Genomic DNA, 10,001 nt, shown 5'->3' with positions numbered 1-10,001 from the left:
GCGGAGTTGAGGTTGATGCAAACGTGTTTCCGGGTGTGTCCAGTGAGTGGGATCTGGGCCAGTACAACCTGAACCAGGGCATATTCACCACAATGTCCTACAACGCTGGCTGGGCAAGCAAATATCCGAACCACAACGCTGACCACTATGGCTGGCAGGCGACACCCATGGCGTTGGATATCGCCGCCATTCAGGCGATCTACGGGGCCAATATGAACGTAAAGACCGGTGACACCGGCTATTCGCTGCGCGGTTCCAACGGCAAAGGAACATATTGGGAATGCATCTGGGATACCGGCGGTATTGACGAGATCAAGTATGGTGGCAGCAAGGACTGCCGGATCGACCTGCGTGAGGCACCTCTCGTGGGCAAGAACGCGGGCGGATACGTGTCCTATGTCAAGGGGGTCATTGGCGGCTTCACAATTGCAAACGGTGTAACGATCGAGAAGGCGCTTGGAGGATCAGGCGACGACTATATCAAAGGAAACTCGGCCGACAATGTTCTGTCCGGTCGTGGCGGTGCCGACAGGCTCAAGGGGTATGACGGTAACGACCGCCTGAAGGGCGGAAGCGGGACCGACAAGCTCTATGGTGGCAACGGGGATGATAGCCTCGTCATGAGCAAGGGTAAGGACATCTTCAATGGCGGCGCCGATACCGATACGGTCGTTGCCGTTAACAGTCAGGCTGTCAGGATCAATCTCTCGATTACCGGCGCGCAGAAAACCGGACTCGGCTCGCAGACCTTCATCGATATCGAGAACCTGACAGGTGGGTCCAAATCGGACCAGTTGAAAGGGGATGGCCAGTCAAACGACCTGCTGGGGCGCAAGGGGCATGACAAGCTCTATGGTGGATCCGGTGACGACCTCCTCAAGGGCGAAGGCGGCAACGACCGGCTTTATGGCGGCGCGGATGACGACGTGCTTTTGGGCGGAAACGGAAATGATACACTCAGTGGCGGTACCGGTAACGATGTCATCCGGGGCGGGGGCGGGCGCGACCAGCTGCGTGGAAACCAGGATGCCGATACGTTCGTCTTCGTCTCTGTGGCGGATTCCGGGACCGGTGCCGCGCGCGACGTGATCCTTGACTTCATGTCGGGGACCGATGTGATCGACCTGTCGCAGATCGACGCGGATGGCGTGGCTCCGGGCGATGATGCCTTCGTCTTTGGCGGTACGACAGCCACGGCGAACGGGGTCTGGTATGCGCTGAACGGTGCCGATGCGATCGTTTACATGGATGTGGACGGCGACGGCTTGGCGGATAGCGAAATCTCGCTTCTGAACATAGGTGCCTTGTCGGCAACCGATTTCGTACTTTGAGGCTCGGGCGGGCGGGGTTCTGCCCCGCCATTGCCCGCCTTGCCCGATCCGTTGACCGTGCCGGAAAATCAGATTTGGACAAAACCACGTCCGTGCTAGCCTTGTCACCGTGACAAGACTGGCGACGGAGGACGGAACATGTCGCGCGGTGAGACCTTGCTGGTCGGCACGACCAAGGGTCTTTTCCTGATCAAGGACAACACGGACAACAAGGTCTGGTCGGTTTCCGGCCCCCATTGCGATGGCTGGCCGATCAACCATGCCATTGGCGATCCTGCAACCGGTACGATCTGGGCCGGGGGCGGCGGAGAATGGCATGGGGCCGGTATCTGGCGATCCGAAGATGGCGGCCGGAACTGGGCACTGGCCAAGCTCACTAAAGGTCAGATGGACGACTGGGCCGCGACTGACCCGGATTTCGCGCAGATGATCGGCTGGACCGGGGCAGAGCCGCTGTTTGGTTCGGACTTCGCGCAGATCTGGTCACTGGGGCATGCCCATGGACGGCTCTATGCCGGAACCAAACCCGCAAGCCTGATCGCCAGCGATGACGGAGGTGTCAGCTGGCAGTCGGTGCAGGGGCTGAGCGATCATCCCTCCCGTCCCGACTGGAACGGCGGCGCTGCGGGGCTGGTGCTGCACACGATCGTGGCCGATCCCGCCGATCCGAAGAATCTCTGGGTCGGCATTTCCGCCGCCGGTGTTTTCGCGACCGAGGATGGCGGGGAGACCTGGGACCGGCGCAACCGGCTGTCAAATGCCGAGGCCTGCGGCCATCACCACCACCCGGCAGCACCGCGCGATGGTGAGACGGGGCACTGTGTTCACAACATGATGCGGGCACCGGGTGGGGGCGATGTGCTTTATCAGCAGAACCACCACGGCGTCTGGCGATCCTCGGATGGCGGGCGGAGCTGGGACGACATTACTGAAGGTCTGCCCTCGACCTTCGGCTTCCCGATCCGGGTCCATCCACGCGACCCCGATACGATCTGGACCCTGCCGCTGAACGGCGACACCGCCGGCCGCTTTCCACCCGGTGCCGCCGCCGCTGTCTGGCGGTCGCGCGATGGCGGGCAAAGCTGGCAGGCGATGCGCGACGGGCTGCCGCAGCAGAGCTGCTATTTCACCGTTCTCAGGCAGGCCATGGCGGGTGACAGTCGCGATCCCGCAGGCATCTATTTCGGCACCAATTCCGGGTCGGTCTTTGCCAGTCTCGACGAAGGCGACACATGGGACGAAATTGCCCGTCACCTGCCGACAATCCTTGCCGTCGAGGTGCTGGAGCGCGGCTGAGGCCCTTATCCTGCGCCCGATGCGACCTATATAGCCGGGATGTGACCGACGACCCTTCCGATATCGGCGGTTGCATGGGGCAAGCCCTGACCTTCGGGGCCGTTGGAGACACCATCACATGCCGTCTGTCGACCGCGCGAGGATCCGGGCGTTGTGGAAGCGCAGCCGAAGGGGGCTGGTCCGGATCAATCAGAAGGTGCCGCCCGGCCTTCGCCTGCTGCTCGGCCTCATTCTGGTCGCGGGTGGTGTGCTTGGCTTTTTGCCGGTTCTCGGCTTTTGGATGATCCCCCTCGGGCTTGCGGTTGTCTGGCTTGACATTCGGGCGTTCCGGCGTGTCTGGAACGCACGCAAGCGTGGTTGATCCGCGTCGCCATCGCGCAATTATGACTGGCGCTGATTTCGGCACTGCTTTAAATGAATGGAAGGACTTCAGAAAAGTTGAAGACATGAGCATCAAGATCGACATGTTGCGCTGCTTCGTCGCGGTTTGCGACCATGGCGGTCTTGCCGGTGCGGCTGAGGCATTGGGGCGCACGCCGTCGGCCGTGTCGATGATGCTGAAACAGTTTGAGGAGCATCTTGCAGCCCCTCTCTTTGAGGGCGCGCGCAAGTCGCGGCTGACGCCGCTTGGGCAGATGATCCATGCCGAGGCACAACGAGAACTGGATCACTTCGCGCGCACTGTGGCGATGATCGAAGGGCATTCCCGGGCCGAGCTGGGCTTTGTCCGGCTGGCCGTCACGCCGTCGGTTGCCACGGCGGTGTTGCCATCCGTCATCCGCAGCTTCATGGCGGATCATCCGAAGGTGCGGGTCGATCTTCGCGACATGAACTCGGCCTCCGTTCAGCATGAGCTGGAGCGCGAGCGCGCCGATATCGGGGTGGCAACACTTGGCCCCATGCCGGGCTTTGACCGGCGAAAACTCTTTTCCGACGGGTTCGGCATCGTCTGCCGATCCGATCATCCGCTGGCAGGCGCGCGTGGCTCGGTCGGCTGGGCCGATATTGCCGGGTTTGACCTGATCGCCAACGGGCTGTGCGAACTGATCCGCGAAGAGGCCTTCGCGCCGATCCTTGCCGCCTCGCGCCTGTCGGTTCCGAATACGGCATCGCTGCTTGGCTTTGTGCGCGCGGGCGCGGGCATCACCATCCTGCCGCGTCTTGCCGTTCTTGAAGAGCGTGACGGATTGGTCTTCCGGCCGCTTGCGGAAACCTCGGCCCAAAGGGACGTGCATGTCGTGTCGCAGCCGTTGCAGAATCTGGCACCCGCGGCGCGGGCGTTTCTTGCAGCTCTGCTTGATGCCGGTTTGCCGGGATATCTGGATCGCCGCCCGACCTGAATTCAGTTTATCTGAAGAAAAATACAAGTCTTTCGGTTTGTCTTGAATCGGCGCTTGCCCTTACTGTCGCGCAGGGGCGCTCTGCGGCCCAATCTCTTCGAACAATCCGGAAAGGGCCGCCCGTGAACAAGAATTATATCGCTGGGGAATGGGTCGCAGGCGAAAGCGCGATCGACAACATCAACCCTTCGGACATCTCCGATGTCATCGGGCAATATGCTCAGGCCTCTTCCGCACAGCTCGACAAGGCACTTGATGCCGCGCGTGAGGCGCAGCGCGTCTGGGCCGGTTACGGGCTGGAACGCCGCCAGAACGTCCTGAACGCCATCGGTAACGAGCTGATGGCACGGGCCGAGGAACTGGGCACGCTTCTGGCCCGCGAAGAGGGCAAGCCCATCGCCGAAGGCAAGGGCGAGGTCTACCGCGCCGGTCAATTCTTTACCTATTACGCCGCCGAGTGCCTGCGCCAGATCGGCGACAATGCCGACAGCGTCCGTCCCGGTGTCGAGGTCGATGTCCGGCGTGAGCCGGTCGGCGTCGTCGCGATCATCTCGCCCTGGAACTTCCCGACCGCGACCGCGACCTGGAAGATCGCGCCCGCACTTGCCTTCGGTAACGCCGTCATCTGGAAACCGGCGAACCTGACGCCTGCCTCTGCCGTGGCACTGACCGAAATCATCTCGCGTCAGGACATTCCGGCGGGTCTTTTCAACCTCGTGATGGGGGCGGGCGGTGCCATCGGCCAGAAGCTCGTGGAAAGCACCGGCATCAATGCGATTTCCTTCACCGGCTCGGTGCCCGTGGGCAAACAGATCGCGGCCTCGGCCATCGGCAACCTCACGAAGCTGCAGATGGAGATGGGCTCGAAGAACGCGCTCGCGGTGATGGACGACGCCGATATCGACCTCGCCGTCAGCCTTGCCGCCGGGGGCGCGTTCGGCGGCTCGGGCCAGAAATGTACCGCCTCTTCGCGGCTCGTGGTGCATTCGGCCATTCACGATACCTTCGTCGAAAAGCTGGTTGCCGCCGCCAAGGCCTTCAAGGTCGGCCATGCGCTTGAGGCGGGCACCCAGATGGGCCCTGTGGTCAGCGAAGGTCAGTTGAACGGCAACCTCGGTTACATCGACCTTGGCCGCAAGGAAGGCGCCACGCTGGAATGCGGCGGCGAGCGTCTGACGATGAAGACCGAAGGCTACTACATGTCGCCCGCCGTTTTCACCGGGACGAAGAATGACATGCGCGTCAACCGCGAGGAAATGTTCGCGCCGATCACCTGCGTGATCAAGGTCGACAGCTATGACGAAGCGATTTCGGTCGTGAACGACACGAATTTCGGCCTGACCTCGGGCATCGTCACCAAAAGCCTGGCCCGTGCCGGACATTTCCGTCGCAACGCGCGCACCGGCTGCGTGATGGTCAACCTGCCGACGGCGGGTACCGACTATCACGTGCCCTTCGGCGGGCGTGGCGACAGCTCTTACGGTCCGCGCGAACAGGGCGCTTATGCATCCGAGTTCTACACCACCGTCAAGACTGCCTACATCGCAGCCGGCAACCCGGAGTAAGGCCAATGACATACCGCATCGATTGCCTGCAATACGCCAACTGGTCCGAAAAAATCTTCCGGCAGATGCGGGAAGGCGGGCTCGATGCGGTGCATGTCACCATCACCTATCACGAGAATTTTCGTGAGACGGTCCTGAACATCGAACGCTGGAACCGCTGGTTCGAGCAATATCCGGATCTGATCTTTCAGGGCCGGATCGGTGACGATGTGCGGAGGGCGAAAGAAACCGGCCGCACGGCGATCTTCTTCGGGGCGCAGAATTGCAGCCCGATCGAGGATGATATCGGGCTGGTGGAGGTGCTGCACACGCTTGGCCTGCGCTTCATGCAGTTGACCTACAACAACCAGTCGCTGCTCGCGACAGGCTGTTATGAGGCCGACGATATGGGTCTGACCCGCATGGGTCGCGAGGTGGTGGAAGAGATGAACCGCGTGGGTCTTGTCATCGACATGAGCCATTCGGCCGAACGCTCGACCCTTGAGGCCATCGAGTATTCGACCAGGCCAATTGCCATCACCCATGCCAACCCGTCTTTCTGGCATGCGGCAAAGCGCAACAAGTCGGACCGGGTGCTGAAGGCGCTGGCAGAAAGCGGCGGCATGCTCGGCTTTTCGGTCTATCCCCACCACCTGCTGGGGGGCAGCAACTGTACGCTGGAAAGCTTCTGCACGATGATCGCACAGGCGGCGGACCTGATGGGGCCGGAGCGGATCGGCATCGGCACGGATCTCTGTCAGGACCATCCCGACAGCGTCGTCGAATGGATGCGCACCGGGCGCTGGACCAAGAAGATCGACTACGGCGAAGGTTCGGCCGCGGCACCGGGCTTCCCCGATATGCCGGATTTTTACGGTGACAACCGCGATTTCGGCAATCTGGAGGCGGGCCTGCGTGCGGCAGGCTTTGATGCCGAGGGCGCGGCAAAGGTGATGGGCGGCAACTGGCTGCGCTTCTTCGACGAGAACTTCACACCAATTCAGGCGTCCAAGGGCGCCCGGAAGAGCGCCGCGGAATAATCCCGGCGTATCACTTTGGCCATTCCAAGGAGGGGAGAATGACCGAAACCACCGTATCGCAAGCCGCAGGGGGCGGCTTTGCGAAAGTCAATAAGCCGCTGTTCGCTGTAACCGCAGGCTTTATTGCGATTTTCTGTCTTACCGCATTGTTCAATCTGGAATTCCTGTCATCGGCGGTTGATGCGGGCTTTGCCTTCTCGGCCAGATATTTCGGCCTGTACTGGCAGATCCTGCTGCTCGCGACTTTCGTGATCGGCCTTGTTCTGGTGGTCCTGCCGGGTGGCAAGGCGGTTCTTGGCGGTCTCGACCGGCCGGAATTCACGGTCTTCCAGTGGGCCGCGATGATCATGTGTACGCTTCTGGCGGGCGGCGGCGTCTTTTGGGCCGCGGGTGAGCCGATGGCGCATTTCCTCTACTCCCCTCCCTTGTTCGGCGGTGCGGGCAATACCGAGGCCGATGTGACGCCCGCTTTGGCGCAGGCTTTCATGCATTGGGGTTTCCTCGCCTGGGCGATCCTCGGGTCGCTGACCACGGTCATGCTGATGTACTACCACTATGAAAAGGGTCTGCCGCTGGCACCGCGAACGCTTTTGTACCCGCTGTTCGGTGACAAGGCGATCAAAGGTCCCATCGGCCTGATTGCGGATGCGTCCTGCATCATCGCGGTTGTCGCGGGCACGGTTGGCCCGATCGGCTTCCTTGGCCTTCAGGTCAGCTATGGCCTCAGCGATCTGTTCGGCCTTCCGGACGGGTTCGCGACGCAGGTCGTCGTCATCCTTTGCCTTGTGGCGCTGTACACAGTGTCGGCGATGACCGGGCTTTCGAAGGGCATCCAGCTTTTGTCGAAGTTCAACGTGATCCTTGCAGCCGTTCTGCTGGGCTTCATGCTGATCGCGGGCCCCACCGGCTTTATCTTCAAGAACTTCTTCGGTGGCATGGGCACCTATATCGCCAACTTCATCCCGATGGCGCTCTATCGGGGCGAGGCGGGGCTTTTTGGTGATCCGGGCTGGCTGGGCTGGTGGACCGTCTTCTTCTGGGGCTGGTTCATGGGGTATGGTCCGCTGATGGCGATGTTCATCGCGCGGGTGTCGCGTGGCCGGTCGATCCGCTCGATCGTCATCATGCTGTCGATCATCGCGCCGATCATCACCAACTTCTGGTTCACCATCGTCGGCGGGTCTGGCATCGCCTTCGAACTGGCCGAGCCGGGATCGGTCGCGACCGCGTTCGAGGGCTTCAACCTGCCCGCCGCGCTTCTGGCGATCACCCAGCAGCTGCCGATGGGCTTCATCGTCTCGATCCTGTTCCTGATCCTGACCACGGTCTTCGTGGCCACGACGGGCGATTCGATGACCTATGTGATCTCGATGGCGATGGCCGAGGACGATCAGCCCGCAATGCCGGTACGCCTTTTCTGGGGGATCGCGATGGGGGCCATGGCACTCATTCTGATCTATACCGGGTCGGGCGGCGTAGGTAAGCTGCAAAGCTTCATCGTCGTGACCGCCGTGCCGGTGTCGATCGTGCTCTTGCCTTCGCTTTGGGATGCCCTGCGCATCACGCTGCTCAAGGGCCGCGAGGCACGCTGAGGCAAGAAACTAAAGGGCCCCGGCTTTCGGGTCGGGGCCTGCATATCGGAAACTAAGGAACCGCGCGCAGACTACATTCCGGGGGGAATAAATGGCACAACTCGCCGATCCAAAGATTTCGCGTCGCGATCCGAATGTCGTGATGACGCTGGCCCGCATGGGATCGTTCCATCAATGCCGTCTCTCGTTCATGCGGGTGCTGCTGCGCCGGATGAAAACCGAGAACTGGCGGTTTGAACGGCGCCTCTTTCAGATTGACGCCAGGGGGGTCGGTCGCGCGGTCTATACCGCGCATGGGCCCGAGCGCAGCTATTCGCTGATCGCCTTTGCCAATGACCTGCCGCCCGAAAAGCGCTCGGACCGGGTGATTGCGACCGAATGGGACGCGACCTTTACGCTTTTCGACGGGATCCCGACCGAGGCCGATATCGATCGTCTGGCGGGCAATATTCCCAAGCAGGAAGCCGGGCGGGTCACAGAGAGCGAGCTTTCCGTGTCGCGCGCAAACCGCTCGGTCCGGCTGTTTGACTATATCATCGATTGCCTTGCCGCCGGGTACCAGCCCGAGGCCGAAAAGATCTGGGCCGTGGGCTATCTGATGCGCACGACCGCCGTCTACGGTTCGGGCAAACTTGGTGCGGCCGACCGCGAGAAGACGGAAAACCGCCCGGAATTCCGTGCGCCCTTCCAGGTCGAGATGTTGTCGGTCTACCTGACCCGCGCCTTCGTTCTGGATCTGGTCGAGGAAATGGCCCGCCTGCGGTCTCCCGATACGGCCGTGGTGCTGGACCCGGTGCTGCGCCGCAGCCTTGGCATCGGCAATTCGACCGGTCTTGGCATGGCGCCATACCTCATCAACCACCCGGTCCTTCTGAACAACTGGATTGCCGCGCGGGAAGAAGCACTGGTGCGCGTCCGCGCGGTCGCCTCGGCCAGCAAGGCCGAAGCCAGACGGTTCCGCGAAATCCTCGCCCGGTCGATCCTGAACATCTCGTACTGGCGGTCGGAACATCCGTTGCAGCGCGAAAAGGTCATGGGCCTTGCCTGCGATATCGACCTCTTGGTGGGCCATGTCGAGGCTGCCGGTCTGGACGGCGATCACCCCTGGGACGCGCTCTGGCGCTGGGGTGAGGCCAATCTGGGCCTTGAGGCGCAGGAACTTCTGGCCTCGCTGATGATGGAGCCTTATGGCCGTCTGGTAGACGACCTGCATATCTGCATGGCCGCCGATGAGGCCGTCGCCCAGCGGATCGATGGCGCAATGCGGGTGGATGCGCTGAAGGCCATCGTCGAAGACGTCTATGGTTGGGCGCTGGCCACTGACTGGAGCGTTCAGGCCGCGCAGGCGCGGGTCTGGTACACGTCCGAGGAAAAGCTGGAACCACGGCTTGGCGAGCGGTTCGAAGAGCCTCTGGCCCCCTACGAACAGCCGCTTGCCCCGGGCCGCGATGCGGCCGTCATGCACCGTGATCTGGTTGCGATGGCCGATGACGACACTGTCGCCGCCTTCGTCCTTGCCCATCCTGAGCATCGCCATATCGTGCGCCGCGCCCAGATTGCCGCGCGCTATCCCTATGCCGAGATCCGCGACAACACGATTTCGGCCGCGATGATGCCCATCGACATGTTGCGCGCGAAACTCGCCTTCTTCGGGGCCAGCCATTTCGATCCCCGCTCGGACCGCTGGGTTCGGATCAACATGTATCGCGATGCGCCTTTCCCGCATGAGCTTCAGGCGTCAGGTGACGATGACTGGGCCTATCCGGCCCTTGAGGAGGCCGCCCAATGACCTGGTCGCTGAACGAACTGGAAGCAATGTCGCGCAAGGCCGCGCGGGGCTGCGGCCTGAGCTGGGGAC

9 protein-coding genes are annotated in these 10,001 nt (G+C 62.0%); all 9 read left to right on the top strand.

Features of this window, described 5'->3' with window-relative positions; genetic code table 11:
• A partial coding sequence (locus WBB85_RS18335; protein ID WP_432640034.1) for a M10 family metallopeptidase C-terminal domain-containing protein occupies positions 1-1,331 on the top strand: 1,331 nt, incomplete at its 5' end.
• Between the two features lie 138 nt (positions 1,332-1,469).
• Positions 1,470-2,627: a WD40/YVTN/BNR-like repeat-containing protein gene (locus tag WBB85_RS18330; RefSeq protein ID WP_432640033.1), complete on the top strand. Its 1,158-nt coding sequence runs from the start codon at positions 1,470-1,472 to the stop codon at positions 2,625-2,627.
• Positions 2,628-2,745: 118 nt separating this feature from the next.
• The gene (locus WBB85_RS18325; protein ID WP_432640032.1) at positions 2,746-2,988 is read left to right on the top strand and encodes a hypothetical protein; all 243 of its coding nucleotides are present in this window, start codon (positions 2,746-2,748) and stop codon (positions 2,986-2,988) included.
• 85 nt (positions 2,989-3,073) lie between these two features.
• Positions 3,074-3,967, top strand: a complete 894-nt coding sequence (locus tag WBB85_RS18320; protein WP_432640031.1) for a LysR family transcriptional regulator — start codon at positions 3,074-3,076, stop codon at positions 3,965-3,967.
• 122 nt (positions 3,968-4,089) lie between these two features.
• Complete coding sequence (locus WBB85_RS18315; protein WP_432640030.1) at positions 4,090-5,532, top strand: aldehyde dehydrogenase family protein; 1,443 nt, start codon at positions 4,090-4,092, stop codon at positions 5,530-5,532.
• Between the two features lie 5 nt (positions 5,533-5,537).
• Positions 5,538-6,551 carry a membrane dipeptidase gene (locus tag WBB85_RS18310; RefSeq protein WP_432640029.1) on the top strand — a complete coding sequence of 338 codons (1,014 nt, stop codon included), beginning with the start codon at positions 5,538-5,540 and terminating at the stop codon, positions 6,549-6,551.
• A 38-nt stretch (positions 6,552-6,589) separates the two neighbouring features.
• Complete coding sequence (locus tag WBB85_RS18305) at positions 6,590-8,143, top strand: BCCT family transporter (RefSeq protein ID WP_432640028.1); 1,554 nt, start codon at positions 6,590-6,592, stop codon at positions 8,141-8,143.
• 91 nt (positions 8,144-8,234) lie between these two features.
• On the top strand, positions 8,235-9,932 hold the full coding sequence (locus tag WBB85_RS18300; RefSeq protein WP_432640027.1) for a hypothetical protein: 1,698 nt from the start codon (positions 8,235-8,237) through the stop codon (positions 9,930-9,932).
• On the top strand, positions 9,929-10,001 hold a 73-nt coding region (locus tag WBB85_RS18295; protein WP_432640035.1), incomplete at its 3' end, for a DUF3726 domain-containing protein. The genes WBB85_RS18300 and WBB85_RS18295, both read left to right, overlap by 4 nt.

The organism is Albidovulum sp., from assembly GCF_049646345.1.
Taxonomy (GTDB): Bacteria; Pseudomonadota; Alphaproteobacteria; order Rhodobacterales; family Rhodobacteraceae; genus Albidovulum.
Note: the sequence above shows the minus strand (reverse complement) of the source record. Positions and strands in the feature narration are given on the sequence as shown.